Source organism: Sagittula sp., from assembly GCF_052825245.1.
This window is the reverse complement of the sequence record NZ_JBRBWD010000032.1, coordinates 319102-336524: the sequence shown is the minus strand read 5'-3', so window position 1 is coordinate 336524 and position 17423 is coordinate 319102. Positions and strand designations below refer to the sequence as shown.

The 17423-nt window shown below is 66.6% G+C and carries 24 protein-coding genes; 12 read left to right on the top strand and 12 right to left on the bottom strand.

Annotated features, from left to right (window positions below; all coding sequences use genetic code 11):
- Positions 1-105 precede the first annotated feature (105 nt).
- The 8 genes from rpsP to ffh all read right to left on the bottom strand — a co-directional run bounded on the left by rpsP (position 106) and on the right by ffh (position 5164).
- The gene (gene rpsP, locus ACU0DV_RS12620; protein WP_100928430.1) at positions 106-471 is read right to left on the bottom strand and encodes a 30S ribosomal protein S16; all 366 of its coding nucleotides are present in this window, start codon (positions 469-471) and stop codon (positions 106-108) included.
- A 49-nt stretch (positions 472-520) separates the two neighbouring features.
- Positions 521-826 (bottom strand): chorismate mutase, encoded by a 306-nt coding sequence (locus ACU0DV_RS12615; RefSeq protein WP_100928429.1) that lies wholly within the window; start codon positions 824-826, stop codon positions 521-523.
- A complete protein-coding gene (locus tag ACU0DV_RS12610) occupies positions 819-1421 on the bottom strand; it encodes a GNAT family N-acetyltransferase (protein WP_100928428.1) in 603 nt (200 codons plus the stop codon). The genes ACU0DV_RS12615 and ACU0DV_RS12610 overlap by 8 nt, the downstream gene beginning before the upstream one ends.
- Positions 1421-2014: a GNAT family N-acetyltransferase gene (locus ACU0DV_RS12605; protein ID WP_100928427.1), complete on the bottom strand. Its 594-nt coding sequence runs from the start codon at positions 2012-2014 to the stop codon at positions 1421-1423. Before ACU0DV_RS12605 ends, ACU0DV_RS12610 begins: the two co-directional genes overlap by 1 nt.
- Entirely contained in the window at positions 2011-2517 is a 507-nt protein-coding gene (locus tag ACU0DV_RS12600; RefSeq protein ID WP_446269782.1) for a GNAT family N-acetyltransferase, read from the bottom strand. The genes ACU0DV_RS12605 and ACU0DV_RS12600 overlap by 4 nt, the downstream gene beginning before the upstream one ends.
- Positions 2514-3044, bottom strand: coding sequence for a GNAT family N-acetyltransferase (locus ACU0DV_RS12595; RefSeq protein WP_283981474.1), 531 nt, complete (start codon positions 3042-3044; stop codon positions 2514-2516). The genes ACU0DV_RS12600 and ACU0DV_RS12595 overlap by 4 nt, the downstream gene beginning before the upstream one ends.
- The gene (locus ACU0DV_RS12590) at positions 3041-3574 is read right to left on the bottom strand and encodes a GNAT family N-acetyltransferase (RefSeq protein WP_446241530.1); all 534 of its coding nucleotides are present in this window, start codon (positions 3572-3574) and stop codon (positions 3041-3043) included. Before ACU0DV_RS12590 ends, ACU0DV_RS12595 begins: the two co-directional genes overlap by 4 nt.
- A 78-nt stretch (positions 3575-3652) precedes the next feature.
- Positions 3653-5164, bottom strand: coding sequence for a signal recognition particle protein (gene ffh / locus ACU0DV_RS12585; protein ID WP_283981473.1), 1512 nt, complete (start codon positions 5162-5164; stop codon positions 3653-3655).
- 340 nt (positions 5165-5504) lie between these two features.
- Between ffh and ACU0DV_RS12580 the strand changes: the two genes are divergently transcribed.
- The 3 genes from ACU0DV_RS12580 to ACU0DV_RS12570 all read left to right on the top strand — a co-directional run bounded on the left by ACU0DV_RS12580 (position 5505) and on the right by ACU0DV_RS12570 (position 7658).
- Entirely contained in the window at positions 5505-6020 is a 516-nt protein-coding gene (locus ACU0DV_RS12580; protein ID WP_446241529.1) for a hypothetical protein, read from the top strand.
- Positions 6021-6127: 107 nt separating this feature from the next.
- The gene (locus ACU0DV_RS12575; RefSeq protein WP_370313741.1) at positions 6128-6574 is read left to right on the top strand and encodes a hypothetical protein; all 447 of its coding nucleotides are present in this window, start codon (positions 6128-6130) and stop codon (positions 6572-6574) included.
- 214 nt (positions 6575-6788) lie between these two features.
- Positions 6789-7658, top strand: a complete 870-nt coding sequence (locus ACU0DV_RS12570; RefSeq protein ID WP_446241528.1) for an NAD(P)-dependent oxidoreductase — start codon at positions 6789-6791, stop codon at positions 7656-7658.
- Between the two features lie 220 nt (positions 7659-7878).
- Here the strand turns inward: ACU0DV_RS12570 and ACU0DV_RS12565 are convergent, their stop codons facing one another.
- Positions 7879-8463 carry an FMN-dependent NADH-azoreductase gene (locus tag ACU0DV_RS12565; protein ID WP_100928420.1) on the bottom strand — a complete coding sequence of 195 codons (585 nt, stop codon included), beginning with the start codon at positions 8461-8463 and terminating at the stop codon, positions 7879-7881.
- Positions 8464-8580: 117 nt separating this feature from the next.
- On the opposite strand from ACU0DV_RS12565, the gene ACU0DV_RS12560 reads away from it, so the two are divergent.
- Positions 8581-9465 (top strand): LysR family transcriptional regulator, encoded by an 885-nt coding sequence (locus ACU0DV_RS12560; RefSeq protein ID WP_370313739.1) that lies wholly within the window; start codon positions 8581-8583, stop codon positions 9463-9465.
- On the top strand, positions 9462-10385 hold the full coding sequence (locus ACU0DV_RS12555; RefSeq protein ID WP_446241681.1) for a DMT family transporter: 924 nt from the start codon (positions 9462-9464) through the stop codon (positions 10383-10385). The genes ACU0DV_RS12560 and ACU0DV_RS12555 overlap by 4 nt, the downstream gene beginning before the upstream one ends.
- A 176-nt stretch (positions 10386-10561) precedes the next feature.
- On the opposite strand, the gene ACU0DV_RS12550 is transcribed toward ACU0DV_RS12555, so the two are convergent.
- Together ACU0DV_RS12550 and ACU0DV_RS12545 are read right to left on the bottom strand one after the other, a co-directional pair.
- The gene (locus ACU0DV_RS12550) at positions 10562-10927 is read right to left on the bottom strand and encodes an ArsR/SmtB family transcription factor (protein ID WP_283981467.1); all 366 of its coding nucleotides are present in this window, start codon (positions 10925-10927) and stop codon (positions 10562-10564) included.
- 30 nt (positions 10928-10957) lie between these two features.
- Positions 10958-11164 (bottom strand): DUF1127 domain-containing protein, encoded by a 207-nt coding sequence (locus ACU0DV_RS12545; protein ID WP_446241527.1) that lies wholly within the window; start codon positions 11162-11164, stop codon positions 10958-10960.
- 106 nt (positions 11165-11270) lie between these two features.
- On the opposite strand from ACU0DV_RS12545, the gene ACU0DV_RS12540 reads away from it, so the two are divergent.
- The 7 genes from ACU0DV_RS12540 to ACU0DV_RS12510 all read left to right on the top strand — a co-directional run bounded on the left by ACU0DV_RS12540 (position 11271) and on the right by ACU0DV_RS12510 (position 16114).
- A complete protein-coding gene (locus tag ACU0DV_RS12540) occupies positions 11271-12173 on the top strand; it encodes a LysR substrate-binding domain-containing protein (protein ID WP_446241526.1) in 903 nt (300 codons plus the stop codon).
- A gap of 254 nt (positions 12174-12427) precedes the next feature.
- Positions 12428-12820 (top strand): AtpZ/AtpI family protein, encoded by a 393-nt coding sequence (locus ACU0DV_RS12535; RefSeq protein ID WP_283981464.1) that lies wholly within the window; start codon positions 12428-12430, stop codon positions 12818-12820.
- Complete coding sequence (locus ACU0DV_RS12530; protein WP_100928414.1) at positions 12810-13601, top strand: F0F1 ATP synthase subunit A; 792 nt, start codon at positions 12810-12812, stop codon at positions 13599-13601. The genes ACU0DV_RS12535 and ACU0DV_RS12530 overlap by 11 nt, the downstream gene beginning before the upstream one ends.
- 70 nt (positions 13602-13671) lie before the next feature.
- Positions 13672-13893, top strand: coding sequence for a F0F1 ATP synthase subunit C (locus ACU0DV_RS12525; RefSeq protein ID WP_005862946.1), 222 nt, complete (start codon positions 13672-13674; stop codon positions 13891-13893).
- An 87-nt stretch (positions 13894-13980) separates the two neighbouring features.
- Positions 13981-14532 carry a F0F1 ATP synthase subunit B' gene (locus ACU0DV_RS12520; RefSeq protein WP_100928413.1) on the top strand — a complete coding sequence of 184 codons (552 nt, stop codon included), beginning with the start codon at positions 13981-13983 and terminating at the stop codon, positions 14530-14532.
- Positions 14533-14537: 5 nt separating this feature from the next.
- A complete protein-coding gene (locus ACU0DV_RS12515) occupies positions 14538-15095 on the top strand; it encodes a F0F1 ATP synthase subunit B (protein WP_100928412.1) in 558 nt (185 codons plus the stop codon).
- Positions 15096-15304: 209 nt separating this feature from the next.
- Entirely contained in the window at positions 15305-16114 is an 810-nt protein-coding gene (locus ACU0DV_RS12510; protein WP_100928411.1) for a division plane positioning ATPase MipZ, read from the top strand.
- Positions 16115-16186: 72 nt separating this feature from the next.
- Here the strand turns inward: ACU0DV_RS12510 and ACU0DV_RS12505 are convergent, their stop codons facing one another.
- Positions 16187-17395 carry a TsoY family (seleno)protein gene (locus tag ACU0DV_RS12505; RefSeq protein ID WP_446241525.1) on the bottom strand — a complete coding sequence of 403 codons (1209 nt, stop codon included), beginning with the start codon at positions 17393-17395 and terminating at the stop codon, positions 16187-16189.
- Between the last annotated feature and the right edge of the window lie 28 nt (positions 17396-17423).

Sequence of the window (17423 nt, the reverse complement as noted above, 5' to 3'; positions counted from 1 at the left end):
GGGGTCCGGTGTGCCCCGCACATGAACCCGGACATGAAAAAGCCCCCGCCGGTGGGGCGGGGGCTTCTGACAAGGTCCGGGGACCGTGCCGCAGATGCGGGCCGATTATTCCTCGGCGGTCGCTTCTTCGGCGGCGGCTGCCTTGGCGGCACGCTCTTCGGCGCGATCCTGGGCTTTCTTGCCCGGCTCGCCCTTCTTGAGGTTGGCGCGCTCTTTCTTCTCGATCACGCCTGCGGCTTCGAGGAAGCGCGACACGCGGTCGGTCGGCTGGGCGCCGTGGGACATCCAGTACTGGATGCGCTCCAGGTCCATTTTCACGCGCTCTTCCGAATCCTTCGGCAGGAGCGGGTTGTAGGTGCCCAGCTTCTCGATGAAGCGGCCGTCGCGCGGCATGCGCGAGTCGGCGGCGACGATGCGGTAGAAGGGACGCTTCTTGGAACCGCCGCGGGCGAGACGAATCTTGACTGCCATTTTGTTTCTCCTTGATCTGAATGGCGATTGAAGGCCGTGTCTTGTGGCCTCAGTTCTGGTGTTCCTTGTGGTGACGGATCACCTCCTGAATGATGAAATTCAGGAATTTCTTGGCGAAATCCGGGTCGAGGTCGGCCTGGACTGCGAGGTCTTCGAGCCGCGCGATCTGCTTTTCCTCGCGCGCGGGGTCGGAGGGCGGAAGGTCGTGCTGCGCCTTGAGGACGCCCACGGCCTGGGTGTGCTTGAACCGCTCGGCCAGCGTGTAGACGAGGATCGCGTCGAGCCGGTCGATCGACTCGCGGTGGCCTTTCAGCAGCATCGCTGCGCGCTGTGTATCGTCCTGAACGTCAGTCAATGGCGAAGCCTTTCGGTTTGAAGAGCGGGTCCTGGTAGTGCGCGATTTCCATCGCGATGCCGTGTCCGGTCTGGCCCTTGAGCTGGTCCAGGGTCGGGTGGCGGTAGACCGCGTCGGAGCCGTCGATGGTGGCGGCCTCGCGGTCCTTCCAGCAGCCCAGCCGTTCGGCAAGGCGGATGGAATCGAGGTTCTTGGGGTCGATGTAGGAGACGGCGGTCTCCCACCCAAGGTCGTGGTAGAAGTGGCGGCGGACGCGGTCGGTCGCCTCCAGCGCAAAACCCTTGCCGGAGCGGTCGGGCCAGATGATCCAGGCGATCTCGCGCTCGGGCCATTTCGCGGGGAACCAGCCGCCGGCCATGCCGACGGTTTCGCCGGTGTCCTTCAGGTGGATCATCCACATGCCGTAGCCGCGGATTTCCCAGTGGCCGATCTCGGCGGCGTAAAGCATCCATGCCTCGTACGCGTTGAGCGGCCCGCCCATGAAGCGCGAGCGGTAGGAGGCGAAGGTCGCCTTGAAGTCCGGGTAGTCCTGCGCTTCGGGCGCGCAGAGGCGCAGGCGCTTCGTCTCCAGCACGGGAATGGTCTGGCCGGGCATCACACGGCCTCCTTCTGGTGGCGCCAGACGTGCAGGTCGGTTTCGCTGATCTGCGCCTCGACCACCGGATCGCGGCGGGCGCCGGAGCGCTTCATCAGGCGGTTGGCCCGGTCGTTGTCGGAGGCGACGAAAGAGGCGACGCTGTCCCACTTCAGGTCGTTGAAGGCATGGTCGCGGGCCGCTTCGAGCGCCTCGAGCGCAAAACCCTGACCCTCGGCGGCGGCGGTCAGGAAGATGCCCAGCTCCGGCTCCGGGTCTTCCCATTCGTAGCCCAGCAGCACGAAGCCCGCGGTCGGCTGGGTTGCGGCGTCGATGGTCCACAGACCGTGGCCGTGCAGCATCCAGCAGGCGACGTAGTTGGTGAAATCGCCCCAGGCCTCTTCGCGGGTGTAGGGCCCGTCCATGAAGATGGCGCGGTCGGAGGTCATGATCTCGGCGTAGGCGTCGAAGTCGTAGACACGCGGGCCGCGCAGTTGCAGCCTTTTGGTGTCCAGGACCGGCACGCGGCCGCCCATCCGGGCCGCGGCGCGCGCGGCCGGTCCGGGGCGGTGCTTTTCGCACGGTGCCTTCGCGTTGAGATCACGGGGTGTCATGGCACGATCTTCCTGTGCCGCCAGACCTGCGCGTTCTGCCCCAGAAGCGTGGTGTCGCGTTCGTGGGTGGCGCCCATCCGCTCGGCCACGCGGCGCGACGCGGCGTTTTCCGGGTGGATGTAGGAGATCAGGTGGTTCAGCCCGTGGGTTTCCGCGGCCCAGAGGCGCACGGCCTCGGCGGCTTCGGTGGCAAAGCCCTTGCCCTCGTGCCCTTCGAAGAGGTGCCAGCCCAGCTCCGGCTCGTCCCACATGATGTGGTTGACCAGCCCGACGCGGCCCACCGGCTGGTCGTCGTGCAGCACGGTGAAGAAGCCGTAGCCGCGCAGGCCCCAGTGACCGATGGAGCCGAGGAACCCGCGCCAGATGTCGAAGCGGTCGGCGGTCGGGCCGCCGGTGAACTTCGACCGTTCGGAGGACATGAAGGCGGCGCAATGTTCGAAATCCTCCTCGCGCGGGGTGCGGAGGACGAGACGGTTGGTGCTGAGGGAATACGAGGCCATCATGGCAGGACATCCTTAGGTGCGGGATGGCGCCAGAGTTCTTCCTGGCCCATGTAGACGTTGTCGTATGTGCGTTCGAGCACGGCGCCCAGGCGTTCTGCCAGGGCAGCGGAACGGGCATTGCCCGGAACGATGTTGGAGGTCAGGGCCGGAAGGCCGAGGTCCTCGTAGGCCCAGCGGCGGGCGCGGAGCGCGGCCTCCACCGCGAGCCCCTTGCCTTCGTGCCCGGCAAAGAGCGCCCAGCCGATTTCCGGTTCCGGCCAGCCTTCGGGATTCCAGATGCCGCAGATGCCCGCGACCGCGCCGGTGTCCTTCAGCTCCAGCGTGAAGTAGCCGTAGCCGTGGATGTGCCAGTGACCGACGTTCAGCGCGAACCAGCGCCACGCGTCGCCGCGGTTGTCATAGGCGCCGAAGCCGTCCGCGCGGGGGCGGTCGGTGAGGAAGGCGATGTAGGCCTCTGCGTCGGCGGTTTCCGGGCTGCGCAGGATCAGGCGGTCGGTTTCGAGGCGGGGCGCGCGGGTCAGGCTCATGCGTAGGCCTCCGGCGCGCCGTCGGTGTCGGGCGCATGGCGGTAGACCACGGTTTCCTCGGGCGTCTCGCCCTCGGGCAGGGGGGCGTCCGGGTCGGGGACCGCACCCAGCCGTTCGGCCAGCGCGATGGAGCGGTCGTTGCCCGGCGTGATGTAGGAGACCAGAGTCTGAAACCCGTTTTCCCAGGCCCAGTGCAGCGCGGCGGTCGTGGCCTCCGTGGCATAGCCCTTGCCCTCGGCCTCCGGCAGGAGGGTCCAGCCGATCTCTGCCTCCGGGTAGTGCGGCGGGCGGTTGATGCCGACCTGCCCGACGAAGATGCCGTCGCGCGTCTCCACGCCCCAGGACCCGTGGCCGAGGATGTCCCAGCTTCCGGCCTCGGCGCCGAGGATGTACCACGCGTCGCGCCGCGAGAACGGCCCGCCCATGTAGCGCGCGTGCTCGCTCCCCAGCGCCGCGTAAAGCGGTTCGAGGTCGGCCAGGGCGTGCTGGCGCAGCGTCAGGCGCGGGGTATGCAGCGTGGGTGCGGGCATGGCGGTGTCAGGCGGTGTGCTTCTGGTCCGGATCTGGTCCGGGCGGCGCGAAGCGCGGGGGCTGTCCTTTCGGGAGGGTTACTTCTTCTTGCCGAAGCCGGAGAGGCCCGGGGGCAGGGCGCTGCCGCCGCCCGCACCGGGCAGGCCGGGCATGCCGCCGCGGGCGCTCATCTGCTTGGCCGCCGCTTCCAGCGCCTTCGGGTCCATCTGCGAGGGGTCCATGCCCGGCGGCATGCCGCCCTTGCCGAACATGCCGCGCATGGCCTGCTTCAGCATTCCGCCTTTGCCCATCTTGCCCATCTTCTTCATCATGTCGGACATCTGGCGCTGCATCTTCAGCAGCTTGTTGAGGTCCGAGACCTCCATGCCGGCGCCCGCCGCGATCCGCTTCTTGCGCGAGGCCTGAAGGATCTGGGGGTTGGCGCGCTCCATCTTGGTCATGGAGTTGATCAGGGCGATCTGGCGCTTGATCATCTTGTCGTCCATGTCGGCGCTGTCGACCTGCTTGGCCATCTTGCCCATGCCCGGCATCATTTCCATCATGCCGGCGACGCCGCCCATCTTGATCATCTGCTCGAGCTGCATCCGCAGGTCGTTCATGTTGAACTGACCCTTCTGGAAGCGCTTCATCATGCGCTCGGCCTGCTCGGCCTCCAGCGTCTGCTGCGCCTTCTCGACCAGCGCGACGATGTCGCCCATGCCGAGGATGCGGCCCGCGATGCGCTCGGGCTCGAAGGTTTCGAGGGCGTCCATCTTTTCGCCGAGGCCGACGAACTTGATCGGCTTGCCGGTGATCGCGCGCATCGAGAGCGCCGCACCGCCGCGGCCGTCGCCGTCCATCCGGGTGAGGACGACGCCGGTGATGCCGACACGGTTGTCGAAGTTTTCAGCGGTGTGCACGGCGTCCTGGCCGGTCAGGCCGTCGACCACCAGAAGCGTCTCGCGCGGGTTGGCGACGTCGCGGACCGCTTCCACCTGCGCCATAAGCTCTTCGTCGATGGACAGGCGGCCTGCGGTGTCGAGCAGGTAGACATCGTAGCCGCCGAGGCCTGCCTGCGTCTTGGCACGCTTCGCGATGGCGACCGGGTCCTCGCCCTTGACGATGGGCAGGGTGTCGACGCCGATCTGGGTGCCGAGGATGGCGAGCTGTTCCATCGCGGCGGGGCGGTTCACGTCGAGCGAGGCCATCAGGACCTTCTTGCCGTCGCGCTCCTTCAGGCGTTTTGCCAGCTTGGCGGTGGTCGTCGTCTTGCCGCCGCCCTGCAGGCCGACCATCAGGATCGGCGCGGGCGGGTTGTCGATCTTCAGCTTGCCGGGTTCGCCTTCGCCCGCCAGCGTGGCGATCAGCTCGTCGTGGACGATCTTGACGACCTGCTGGCCGGGGGTCACCGACTTGGTGACGGAGGCGCCGGTGGCCTTCTTCTCTACCGCCTTGACGAACTGGCGCGCCACGGGCAGCGACACGTCCGCCTCGAGCAGGGCGACGCGCACCTCGCGCAGGGCGGTCTTCACATCGTCCTCGGAGAGCGCGCCCTGCTTGGTCAGCCGGTCGAAGACGCCGCCGAGGCGTTCGGAGAGATTTTCGAACATGGGCCCTTGGCCTTTCTCTATGTCTCTGGTGGTCGCCTGAGAGGTAGGGGGCGGCGACCGGCTTCGCAAATCCTGTGGCGCCGGGGCGCCGGTGAGTTCCATGGCGCCGGGGGCGCCGTCTTCCGTGGCGCCAGGGGCGCCTGTGCCATGGGGCAATGCGGAAATGCCCCCGTGGGCGCAACGCGCTGACGGAGGTCGATCCCGGGCCATGCCCATGGGACCGGAAGACTCTGCGGACTTCCGGAAGTGGCTGGTCCATGCCGCATCACGCGCCCGGAGTCAATGATCTATGTTCTGGAAAGGCAGGCGATCTGTGGTAACATTCCCCATCCGGAGGGGGATGACCATGGTCGGTTACCGGGTTTTCGACAAGCTCAAGCTGGTGCGCTTTGCGTGGGACGGCCGGGTCGACCCGGAGGAACTGGCCCAGGTGTCGATCGAATACGCGCTGGGGCCGGACTTCGATCCGGAGTACCGCATGTCCATGGACCTGAGCGGCGGCTGGCTGACCTCCGTGAAGGAGGTGCAGCTGCTGATCGACCTCTGCCGCCCCTATTACCGCGCCCACAGCGCACCGACCCGCAGCGCGCTTCTTGCGCCCGACGACCGGTCGTTCCGTATCGCCACGGCCTATGCGACGCTGGCCGCGCCCGGAGCGGGCTATCCGATCACCATCTTCCGCGACGCGGCCGAGGCGCTGGGACACCTCGGGATCGACCCGGCGAACTGGCGCGCGCAGGAGGTCTTCGACCCGGCTGAGAGGGCTCAGAGGCCTGCGCAAGAGGGGAGGGGCAACGGGCGCCGCCTGCGGAAAAATCCCGCACGTGTGCAACCCGCACCGGCCTTTCATCGTTGAACCCACAACAAATCGTTCAGGAAAGCGTGCGCGGCCGCTGATCCGAAAACCCGCCGCGCAGATGGCCCAAGGGGGCCCGGGCGCCGCGAGGAGGCGCGATTGACGCCATGCCAGTCGACTACACCGTTCACCCGGATCTCAACATCGTGCTCGTGCTGTTCCACGGGCTGGTGCGGTCCGAGGAAAACATCGAGGCCTTCCTCGACTACCAGCAGCACCCGGACTTCGACGGTCTGCAGAACGTGCTGATGGACCTGGCCCATTGCCGCTTTCCCGACAACTTCTTCGTCGAGATGCGTGCCCTGGCCGAAAGGCTGCGGCCCTACTACCAGACCCGCGATCCCCGGTCCCGGACGTCGATCTACGCGCCGGGCGACGTGGCCTACGGCGTGTCGCGCCTCTACCGGTCGCGCGTCAATCCCGACGCGCCCTATCCCATCGGCGTTTTCCGCACGGCGGAGGCGGCGCTGGACTTCGCCGACCTCGACCCCCGGTCGCCCGACGTCCGCGGCCTCCTGCGCCCGGCCTCCGCGCAGGGCCGCGTCGCGCCCTGAGGTTCGTAGGTTCCCTTCATCCCGGCGGACATGCTGCCGAATGGCGTGAATGTCCGGCTCTTGGTGTCGCACTCTCTGAATGTTGCCAGGGTGCCGTACCAGGCAATTCCGGCCCGGATGCCAGGCATTCCTGACCCAAACCGGACCTTGGTCAACTTGCTGATTTGACATAGTGTCTAAGCACTCGTCACGCATTTGGTCGGGAGATCGGGAAGTGAGCGAAGTCACAATCTTCGGGCTTGGGCTGATGGGATCGGCGCTTGCCCAAGCTTACCAGAAAGCCGGAGTTTCCATAACCGTCTGGAACCGCACGATCAAGAAAGCAGAGGCGTTGGAGCCCGAGAATGTCGTCGTCGCTCCAACGATTTCAGACGCGATTGTTGCGAGCCCGGTCTTAATCATCTGTGTAGACAATCCTAAATCAGTTCTTACCCTCTTTGGGCACAGCCAAGTCGGGCGGCTGCTCGATGGCCGAACAATAATTCAACTCAGCACTAGCCTGCCCAAACAGGTAAGAGAAGACCAGAAATGGCTGGCTGAAAGAAACGCTGACTTTCTCTACGGTGCCATTCACTGTGGCCCCCAGTATCTGGGAACGAAGGACGGTAACATCCTGATTTCCGGTCCCTCTGCCAGCTACAGGCAGGTTGAAGACCTTCTGGGCCATCAGGGCGGGAAGATAGCGCATCTCGGCGACGACATTGCAGCCGTATCCGTGCTTGACCTGGCATGGCTGTCGGTCCGCTTCGGCGAGTTCTTGGGAATGCTGCACGCTTCGAACATATGCCAGGCAGAGGGAATAGACCTGCAGAAGTTCATTTCGATGTTTCCTGACAATGAACGCATTCAGCATCATGTCGGAACGATACGAGACGGCACTTACGATCAAAGAACGGCCACGTTGTCCGTTTGGCAGGCATCGCTGGAACTATTGAAGCGGCAAGCCATGGACGTAGGCATTGATGCCGGGTTTCCGAACCACATTGGCACCCTTTTCGACAAGGCAATCAAGGCCGGCTACGCCGAAGAGCATGTGATGGCGTTGTTCAAAGTCCTGAAAGGCGATGGCGGAACGACATATTGACAGTTCGGGCCCGATCCTGCCGTTCGCTGCATCTTGCACGAATGATCGCTTGGCCCCGGCCTTGGCCTTCGTACGCAGCGCCGCGCTCCGGGGCTGCGATGTGATGCAAGAGCCACTGATGCCTGGCATCTGACGCGTACCCCGGAACGGGTCCGGGGAGGGCAGCGCCCTCCCCGGTGGGTCCTGCCGGAGGGCAGGACATGGCAAGTCCGTTCGGCGGTCAGGCCGCCAGTTCGGCGAGGTCGGCTTCGGCGCGCGCCTTCGAGGCCTCGGCGTCGAGGTTCTGCAGGTCCGAGCGCACCACCTGGATGTCGGTGATCCCCATGAAGTTCAGCATGTGGCGGACCCAGGGGGTGGCAAAGTCGATGGGGCTGCCGACCTCGGTCCCGCCGGTGGCGACCACGAGGATCACGCGCTTGCCCTCGAGCAGGCCTTGGGGGCCCTTCTCGGTGTAGCGGAAGGTGATGCCGGCACGGGCGACCATGTCGAACCAGGCCTTCAGGCTGGCGGGCACGTTGAAGTTGTAGATCGGCATGGCGATCAGCAGGGTGTCGGCCTCCTGCACCTCGGCGATCAGCCGGTCGGACAGGGCCAGCCGGTCGTGCTGCTCGGGGCTGCGGGCGTCGGTCTGGGTCGACATGGCGTGCAGCCAGCCCGCGTCGAGCTGCGGGATGACCTCCTGGCTCAGGTCGCGGGTGACGGTCTTTGCCGGTTGCAGGCGCTCCGCCACGCGGTCGGCCAGCGTCCGGGTGGTGGAATTCTCGTGGCGGGCAGAGGCGTCGATGCGCAGCAAGGTATGTGTCATTCGGTTTTCCTGTTCGATATCCGGTTTGTGAACTCTGCCGTTCATTTTGGTTCTTGCATCCGTGAACGCAATCGGAGGAAATGGACAGAATATGTTTGCAGATGCACATGGTGAGACATGGACAATTGGGATGAGATCAGAACCGCCTTCCAGGTGGCGCGGCTGGGCACCGTCAGCGGTGCGGCCGAGGTTCTGGGCGTGCACCACGCCACGGTGATCCGCCATATCGACGCGCTCGAGGGGCGGCTGGGCGTCAAGCTGTTCCAGCGCCATGCCCGCGGCTACACCGCCACGGAGGCGGGCACCGACCTGCTGCGGGTGGCACAGACCACCGCCGACCAGTTCCAGCAGCTCGAAGGACGCATCCGCGGCCGCGGCTCCGACGTGTCGGGCGAGCTGCTGGTGACCTCGCTCGTGGCCTTTGCGCCGCTGATGGTCCCCGCGCTGACCTCCTTCCGCGAGGCGCACCCGGAGGTGGTGGTCCGCTTCCTGACGGGCGACCGGCTGTTCCGGCTGGAATACGGCGAGGCGCATGTGGCGCTGCGCGCGGGCAACGCGCCGCAGGAGCCCGACAACGTGGTGCAGGCCTTTGCGCGCCAGTCCATCGGGCTTTACGGCCACAAGGACTACATCGCCCGGCGCGGCCGCCCCTCCGGCGCAGCCGACCTCGTGAACCACGATTTCGTCGGCCACGACGATCCGGAGAACCGCGCGCCCTTCTACCGCTGGCTGCAGGCGCAGGTCCCCTACACCGAACGCGTGGTCTTCCGGTCGGAGGACAGCCGCGTGGTGCAGCAGGCGCTGCTGGCGGGTGCCGGGCTGGGCTTCCTGCCGACGCGCGAGGCGAAGAACAACCCCGACCTCGAACTGGTGATGGGCCCGCAGGACGACTGGGCCTCGCCGCTGTGGCTGGTGACCCATGTCGACCTGCACCGCACCGCGAAGGTGCAGGCCTTCCTCGCCCACCTGAAGGCCTTTGTCGGGGCAGAAACGGAGTGCTGAACCGGACGGGCGCGGCGGAAGGGCGGCTGGGCGAGGCCGGCAAGGGCCACCTCGCCATGCTGGGATTCTCGATGATCGTCGCCCTGAGCTTTCCGTTCGGGGCGATGGTCGGCCCGCACATCGACCCGGCGGTGCTGACCGCGGTGCGCTTCGCCGTGGCGGCGGCGGTCATGTGGGCGCTGGCGCTGGGCGCGGGGCAGGCGGAGGCCCGCGTCTTCCGCGCCCCCTGGCGCTACTTTGCGCTGGCGGGGCTTTTCGCGCTCTACTTCGTGACGATGTTCGAAGGGCTGAAGACGGCCGAGCCGGTCAGCATGGCGGCGGTCTTCACCCTCAACCCGGCGCTGACCGCGGTCTTCGGCTGGCTGGTGGTGCGGCAGGCGACCACCGCGCGCATGGCGCTGGCCATCGCCATCGGCGGCGCGGGTGCGCTCTGGGTGATCTTCCGGGGCGACCCCTCGGCGCTGGCCCGGTTCGAGATCGGCCGCGGCGAGCAGGTCTACTTCTGGGGCTGCATCGGCCACGCGCTCTACTCGCCGCTGCTGCGCCGGCTGAACCGCGGCGAACCGGCGCTGGCCTTCACCGCGGCGATCCTCACGGCGGGTGCGCTGATCCTCGGCCTCTGGGCGGCGCCGGACATCCTGGCGACCGACTGGGCCGCGCTGCCGGCGGTGGTCTGGTGGGTGATCCTCTACACCGCGCTGATGGCGACCGGCGTGACCTTCCTGATCATGCGCTTCGCCACGCTGCGCCTGCCCTCGGCCAAGGTCATGGCCTATACCTACCTCGTGCCGTCCTGCGTGATCCTCTGGCAGCTGGCGCTCGGACAGGGCGCGCCCGCGGCAGCGGTGCTGCCCGGCGTGGCGCTCACCGTGATCTCGCTGCTCCTTCTGCTGAAGGACGAGGACGCCCACCGCAGCTGATGCGCTCCCCCTTCATCTTGGCGCAAATACCTCGGGGAGTTTGAGGGGCTGGCCCCTCAACCCGTCGCCTCCGCCCGCGTCCAAAGCCTCGGCAGACGCGCCCCGGCCCGCGTCGCGGTCCCGCCGAGATCGGGGCGGGGCTGCGCCTGTTTTCGGGAGGGCCCTTCGGGCGCTGTTCAGGCCGCGTCGGGGTTCTGCGGGCCGTCGGGGATGTCGTCGCGGGGCGCGAGTTCCATTTCCAGGAAACGCTCGAAGGCGTCGAGGTTGACCGGCTCGAACAGGCCGAAGCCCTGCATCCAGACCGTCGCCTCGCGCAGGGCGTCGGGTTCCAGCTTGCACCACTTCAGGCGGCCCCGCTTTTCCTGGCTGATGAGCCCGGCGTTGGTCAGCACGGTGAGGTGCTTGGAAATCGCGGCCAGCGACATCTCGAAGGGTTCGGCCACATCCGTCACGGCCATGTCGTCCTCCAGCAGCATCGCGAGGATGCGGCGGCGGGTCGGATCGGCGAGGGCCGCGAAGGTGGCGTCGAGACGGGCGGTCATGTTTCCCGCGATACATGCTTTCCCGGGATTTCAAAAGCGCGGCGGTGTCGCCTCCCGCTGCCGGTAAAGATAGATCTGCTGACGCGACAGGCCGATGTCGCGCAGGTGATGGTCGCTGAGGCCGGTCGGCAGGCCGTTGACGGGATCCGCCTGAGTTGAAGAAGAGGCAAGGACGCGGGTGAGCGCGCGGCAGGCGGCCCAGACCCGCGCCAGCGGAGCTGTGCGGTTCTTGTGCATGTCTAGGTGTCCGAATGACGTGGGTTTCCCTCAATATCCCGCTTATGGCGGGTCCGATCAACGCGAGTTGCTTGACAGAAGCTGTGCAAAAACTGCACATGACGCCATGCCCCGCAGCCTGCCTCCGCTGAATGCCCTGCGCGCCTTCGAGGCGGCCGGGCGGCATGGCAGCTTCAGCGCCGCCGCGGCGGAGCTGGGCGTTAGCCACTCCTCCATCAGCCGCCACGTGCGCGGGCTGGAGCTGAGGCTGGGGGTCAACCTGTTCCGTGACGCGGCGCGCGGGGTGGAGCTGTCGCCGGAGGGGCGGGCCTACCTCCGGCAGGTCTCCCCGGCCTTCGACGTGCTGGCGGAGGCGACCGAGACGCTCACCGGGCGGGCACCGGGCGTCGTCACCGTTTCCTGCGAACCGACCATCGCGGCGCACTGGCTTCTGCCGCGGCTGGGGCGGTTCCATGCGGCCTTTCCGGGTGTCGAGCCGCGGATCACTGCCTCTTATGCGCTGGCGAACCTGACCGGCTTCGAGGCGGATGTCGCCATCCGCTCCGTGGTGCGCACCGTGCCGGATGTGCCCGCGTCTCTGGTCAGCAACGCGCCGATGTATCCCTTTGCCCGTCCCGAGGTCTGCGCCGGGATCGCCGGTCCGTCGGACCTGCTGCGGCTGCCGCGGCTGCAGGACCGGCGCGGCGATCCGTGGCGCGACTGGTTCATCGCCGCCGGGGTCGATCCGGGCGGGCTGGAACCGCCGGAGTGGCGTCTGCTGGCCGATCTGGCCCTGCCCGCCGCCGTCGCGGGGCAGGGGGTGATGCTGGTCAGTGCCGAGGTGGCGGAGGTTCACGTGGCGCGGGGCGATCTGCAAAGGGCCTGGGACGTGCCGCTCTGGGGCGGGTCCTACATGATCCTGACCGAGCCGCAGGCGGCGCGGCGGCGCGCGGTCCGCCAGTTCCGCGACTGGGTGATCGCGGAGGGCGCGCCATGGCGGTTCGACGAAGGGCCGGGGATCGACGGCTGATCGCGCGGCCCGATGCCCGGAGGAGCGGGGCGCAGGCCCGGTTCCGCGCATTGTCAACTGATGGGTTGAATATGGGTTTTGGCCGTCTTGGGGCGCTAACGGAGGTGCGGCATCCTGTGCCGTCCCGCGCTGCCTTTGGAAATTATGAATGATTTCAGATACCTGCGGCCCGCATTCCGGGGCTTAACCGGACATTGACTCAGGCCGCCCCTGCACCTAATCCCTAGCGCGACACTGATGGAACCGACCCGAGCATGAGCGCGCCCGATCCAAAGCGGCAGCTGAACGACCTGGATGCGAAGCTGGCGGCCTTCAAGGCCGGGCGGAAGCTCGAGAAGAAACATCAGGAAGAACACTACAGCCAGGCCAACATCGCCTGGCGGATGGTGACGGAAATGGTGGCGGGACTCGGGATCGGGTTCGGCCTTGGCTACGGGTTGGACATGGTGCTGGGCACCGCGCCTTTCCTGATGGTCATCTTCGCCCTCCTGGGCATCGTCGCGGGCATCAAGGTGATGCTGAGGACGGCGGCCGAGGTGCAGGCGACACAGATGGCGGTCACGCCGGGACACAACGGGGCGGACGCGCCCGAAGCAGACAAGGGCGCCCGGTCGGGTGCGAACGAGGGGAACAGAGATGGCAGCTGAAACGCAAGGTGCAGAACAGGCAGCCGAGGCAGCCCACGGCGCAGCCGAGGGCAGCAGCCTCGTCTTCCACCCGATGGACCAGTTCATCGTGAAGCCGCTGTTCGGCCATGGCGATGTCGGCATGTTCACCATCACCAACGTGACGCTCTGGCTGTTCCTGTCGATCGTCGCCATCGTGCTGCTGATGGTCGTGGGCACCTCGCGCCGGGCCATCGTGCCGTCGCGCTCCCAGTCGGTCGCCGAACTGGCCTACGGCTTTGTCTACAAGATGGTCGAGGACGTGACCGGCAAGGACGGCCTGAAGTACTTCCCCTACATCATGACGCTGTTCCTGTTCATCGTCTTCGCCAACTTCCTCGGGCTGATCCCGATGTCGTTCACCACCACGTCGCACTTTGCCGTGACGGTGGTCCTGGCGCTGGCCGTGTTCCTGACCGTGACGATCCTTGGCTTCATCAAGAACGGCGTGGGCTTCCTGTCGCTGTTCTGGGTTTCGGCCGCGCCGCTGGCGCTGCGCCCGGTGCTGGCGCTGATCGAGCTGATCTCGTACTTCGTGCGCCCGGTCAGCCACTCCATCCGTCTTGCAGGCAACCTGATGGCGGGCCACGCCGTGATCAAGGTCTTCGCGGGCTTTGCGGCCATTGCCGCCGTCTCGCCGATCTCGGTCCTGGCGATCACCGCGATGTACGGTCTGGAAATCCTCGTGGCCTTCATCCAGGCCTACGTCTTCACGATCCTGACGTGCGTGTACCTCAAGGACGCGCTGCATCCGCATCACTGACGGCTGGGCGCCCCGGCGCCCGCCCCCGACACACCCGAACATACAACTTCCAATCGTAAGGAGATAGGACATGGAAGGTCTTCAGTTCATCGGCGCAGGTCTCGCAGCTATCGGTTCCGGCGCAGCCGCAATCGGTGTGGGCAACGTGGCAGGCAACTTCCTGGCAGGCGCCCTGCGCAACCCGTCGGCAGCTGCTTCGCAGACCGCCACCCTCTTCATCGGCATCGCATTCGCGGAAGCGCTGGGCATCTTCGCCTTCCTCGTTTCGCTGCTGCTGATGTTCGCCGTCTGATCCACGGAACTTAACGATCCTTACGCGCGGGCGGTTCGCCGTTTGACGGACCGCCCGATGTAGAGACAAGTTCCGACGGAGAACGACATGGCGACAGAACCCATCACGGAAGAGCTTGCGGGCGCCTGCGTCGACGCAAACGGCAGCGCGATCGGCATGCCGCAGCTGTGCGGCGAGTGGATCGGCAACCAGGTCTTCTGGCTCATCATCACGCTGGTGGTGATCTATTTCATCCTGGCGCGTGTCGCCCTGCCGCGGATCGCGTCCGTCCTGGCCGAACGCCAGGGCACCATTACCAACGACATCGCCGCTGCCGAGGACCTCAAGTCCAAGGCCGAGGAGGCCGAGAAGGCCTACGAGAAGGCGCTGGCGGATGCCCGGGCCGAGGCCCAGACCATCGCGCAGAAGACGCGCGACGAGATCAAGGAAGAGCTCGACGTTTCCATTGCGAAGGCCGACGCGGAGATCGCCGCGAAAGCCGCAGAGTCGGAGAAGGCGATTGCCGAGATCCGCGCCAGCGCAATGCAGCACGTCGAGGTCGTCGCAAAGGACACCGCGCAGGCCATCGTGGCGGCGTTGGGCATGTCCGCTGACGAAAGCCGCATCGCGGCCGCCGTCGACAATCAGCTGAAGGGGTAAGGGACATGAAAAAGATCGTTCTTCCCCTCGCCCTGCTGGCCGCGGCCCCGGCGCATGCCGCAACGGGTCCGTTCTTCTCGCTGCACAACACGAACTTCATCGTGCTGCTGGCGTTCCTGCTGTTCCTCGTGGTGCTCGTGTACTTCAACGTGCCGAACATGCTGGGCAAGTTGCTGGACAAGCGGGCAGAGGACATCCAGTCCGAGCTGGACGAGGCACGGCGCATCCGCGAGGAAGCGCAGACCCTTCTTGCCAGCTACGAGCGCAAGCAGCGCGACGTGCAGGACCAGGCCGACCGGATCGTGGCCCACGCCCGCCAGGAGGCCGAACTGGCCGCCGAGGAGGCGAAAGCCAAGATCGCCGAGTCGATCAAGCGCCGCCTGGCCGCCGCCGAATCGCAGATCGCGTCGGCAGAGGCTGCCGCGGTGAAGGAAGTGCGCGACACGGCGGCCACCGTGGCCATCGCAGCCGCGCGCGAAGTGGTGGCAGAGCAGACGGATGCGGCGAAAGCCAAGCAGATGATCGACTCCTCCATCACGGAAGTCGGTGCCAAGCTGCACTGAGCCTTCGCAAGGTTTAAGGCAAGGACCCGGCCATGGTGCCGGGTCTTTCCGTTCGTGGGGCGGCGTTGCGCCCGCCCTGCCTTGTGGCCCGCGCGCCGCGGCCTGCTTTCGCCGTGCACGGGTTCATCTTTCCTTGACGGTCTCTACAAGATACTGTTGGGGATACCAAACCACAGGCAAACATGTGGTAAGATTTTGGGGGTTCGGGCGTGGCACACATCATCGTGGTCGGGAACGAAAAAGGCGGTGCGGGGAAATCCACCGTCTCGATGCATCTGGCGACGGCGCTCGCGCGCCTCGGCCACCGGGTAGAGACGCTTGACCTCGACCTGCGGCAGCGGAGTCTGGGCCGCTACCTCGACAACCGGACGGCCTTTCTGCAGAAGTCCGACCTGACGCTGCCCTCTCCGGGGCACACGCAACTGCCCGACGCGGACAAGGACGGGCTGACGGTCAACGAGGCGGCGAACGAGGAAAAGCTGAGCGAGGCGGTGGCCGGGCTGGATGCGGCCTGCGACTTCATCGTCATCGACTGCCCCGGTTCGCACACCCGGCTGGCGCAGGTGGCGCATTCGCTGGCGGATACGCTGGTGACCCCGCTGAACGACAGTTTCATCGACTTCGACCTGCTGGCGCGGATCGACGCGGACGGCGACAAGATCCTCGGCCCCTCGGTCTATTCGGAGATGGTCTGGTCGGCGCGGCAGGTGCGCGCGCAGGCCGGTCTGCCGCCGATCGACTGGGTGGTGCTGCGCAACCGGCTGGGGGCGCAGCAGATGGTCAACAAGATGAAGATCGAGCGCGCGCTGGAGCGGCTGTCGAAGCGGATCGGTTTCCGCGTGGCGCCGGGCTTTTCCGAACGCGTGGTGTTCCGCGAACTCTTTCCGCGCGGGCTGACGCTGCTCGATCTGAAGGACGTGGGCGTCAAGCAGCTCAACATCTCGAACGTGGCGGCGCGGCAGGAGCTGCGGGAACTGATCAAGGCGCTGAAGCTGCCCGGGGTCGACGTCACGTTCTGAGGGCTGGCGGTTCCGGTACGGACGGCAAAGCCGGGGCGCATGGCCCCGGCTTCATCGTTTCCGGCAGGTGGGTCACTCGGCCGGGACGGCAGCGATCTGCGTCCGGGCGAAGTGCTGGCGGTTCAGGCGCAGGACCAGCGCGATGGCGACCACCTGGAAGGCGATGGCGATGGCGGTCAGGCTCCAGTACCCGGTGCCGAACTTGTCGATCACCTGCGCTGCGACAAGCCCCTTGTTGATGAAGAAGTGCATCATCACCGAGAAGGCCACGAAGGGGCAGACCAGCGCGTAGGACCCGGGCGAGGTCTTTGGCCCCGTCACGAAGTCGGAGAAGTAGCCCTGCGCCTTCAGGACGACCGCGCCGAGGCCGAGGAACGCCACCTGGATGGCGAGCAGCCGGGCAAGGAAGACCATGGTTTCACCGGCGGTGGTGTGGCCCTCGAAGGTGGTGTGCAGCCCGTGGTCCTGACGGACGAACATGATGCCCAGCACCGTGACGATGGGCACGACGATCATCAGCGTCGGGCCGGCCTCGCGCGCCGTGCCGTGTTGCAGCATGGAGGCGAAGGCGGTCGTGGCCGCGAGCACCGTGTAGAGGATCGCGATGGTGCCGAGCAGGGTGGAGATCACCAGCGCGGTGCCGACGGTCAGGGCGTTCGTGCTCATCGCGGCGGGGGCAGAGAAGCCCACGGCGATCATGGCGAGCGCGAAGGCCGGGGTGAGCTGCGCAAAGGAGTTGTGCGCGGTCACGTCGAAGACACCGCCCTTCGACAGCACGCGGCCGAGGAAGTCGCCGATCAGCCGGAAGGCCATGACGGCGATCAGGCCGAAGGCGACCATGGCGAGCGGGAAGAGGTATTCCACCACGCCCCAGAGGCCGGGCACGAAGACGAGGCCGAGGATGAAGCCGACGTTCACCGTCATCGCCAGCGCGAGCGGCATAGCGAGCAGCGTGGTCTCGGCGTTCGAGGCCTTGAGGCTGGCGTAGCCCTCCGTCCGCTTGAAGGCGCTGTAGGCGGAGAGGTTCCAGATCAGCGAGCGGATGTTGAGGAAGGCAAAGAACGCGATCCCGGCCAGCGCCACTGCGATCCCGGTCTGCATCCACGGGCTGCCGGTGGACCATGCGGCCACGATGTCTTCGAAGATCGGGACGGGCCGGCCCTTGTGGGGCACCCAGAACATCAGGAACATGAAGAAGGTGACAGCGATCCCGCCCGCGCCAAGCGACGCGAGGAAGTAGACGGGCGAGTAGCTGTCGGCGGGACGATGAGTCTGTGCCATGTCGGCCTCCGTGACTAAACAAATTCCG

Coding starts and splice junctions, on each gene's coding strand:
- rpsP (WP_100928430.1), bottom strand. CDS start 471: ATGGCAGTCAAGATTCGTCTCGCCCGCGGCGGTTCCAAGAAGCGTCCC.
- ACU0DV_RS12610 (WP_100928428.1), bottom strand. CDS start 1,421: ATGCCCGGCCAGACCATTCCCGTGCTGGAGACGAAGCGCCTGCGCCTC.
- ACU0DV_RS12605 (WP_100928427.1), bottom strand. CDS start 2,014: ATGACACCCCGTGATCTCAACGCGAAGGCACCGTGCGAAAAGCACCGC.
- ACU0DV_RS12600 (WP_446269782.1), bottom strand. CDS start 2,517: ATGATGGCCTCGTATTCCCTCAGCACCAACCGTCTCGTCCTCCGCACC.
- ACU0DV_RS12595 (WP_283981474.1), bottom strand. CDS start 3,044: ATGAGCCTGACCCGCGCGCCCCGCCTCGAAACCGACCGCCTGATCCTG.
- ACU0DV_RS12590 (WP_446241530.1), bottom strand. CDS start 3,574: ATGCCCGCACCCACGCTGCATACCCCGCGCCTGACGCTGCGCCAGCAC.
- ffh (WP_283981473.1), bottom strand. CDS start 5,164: ATGTTCGAAAATCTCTCCGAACGCCTCGGCGGCGTCTTCGACCGGCTG.
- ACU0DV_RS12580 (WP_446241529.1), top strand. CDS start 5,505: ATGACCATGGTCGGTTACCGGGTTTTCGACAAGCTCAAGCTGGTGCGC.
- ACU0DV_RS12575 (WP_370313741.1), top strand. CDS start 6,128: ATGCCAGTCGACTACACCGTTCACCCGGATCTCAACATCGTGCTCGTG.
- ACU0DV_RS12565 (WP_100928420.1), bottom strand. CDS start 8,463: ATGACACATACCTTGCTGCGCATCGACGCCTCTGCCCGCCACGAGAAT.
- ACU0DV_RS12560 (WP_370313739.1), top strand. CDS start 8,581: ATGGACAATTGGGATGAGATCAGAACCGCCTTCCAGGTGGCGCGGCTG.
- ACU0DV_RS12550 (WP_283981467.1), bottom strand. CDS start 10,927: ATGACCGCCCGTCTCGACGCCACCTTCGCGGCCCTCGCCGATCCGACC.
- ACU0DV_RS12545 (WP_446241527.1), bottom strand. CDS start 11,164: ATGCACAAGAACCGCACAGCTCCGCTGGCGCGGGTCTGGGCCGCCTGC.
- ACU0DV_RS12540 (WP_446241526.1), top strand. CDS start 11,271: ATGCCCCGCAGCCTGCCTCCGCTGAATGCCCTGCGCGCCTTCGAGGCG.
- ACU0DV_RS12535 (WP_283981464.1), top strand. CDS start 12,428: ATGAGCGCGCCCGATCCAAAGCGGCAGCTGAACGACCTGGATGCGAAG.
- ACU0DV_RS12530 (WP_100928414.1), top strand. CDS start 12,810: ATGGCAGCTGAAACGCAAGGTGCAGAACAGGCAGCCGAGGCAGCCCAC.
- ACU0DV_RS12525 (WP_005862946.1), top strand. CDS start 13,672: ATGGAAGGTCTTCAGTTCATCGGCGCAGGTCTCGCAGCTATCGGTTCC.
- ACU0DV_RS12520 (WP_100928413.1), top strand. CDS start 13,981: ATGGCGACAGAACCCATCACGGAAGAGCTTGCGGGCGCCTGCGTCGAC.
- ACU0DV_RS12515 (WP_100928412.1), top strand. CDS start 14,538: ATGAAAAAGATCGTTCTTCCCCTCGCCCTGCTGGCCGCGGCCCCGGCG.
- ACU0DV_RS12505 (WP_446241525.1), bottom strand. CDS start 17,395: ATGGCACAGACTCATCGTCCCGCCGACAGCTACTCGCCCGTCTACTTC.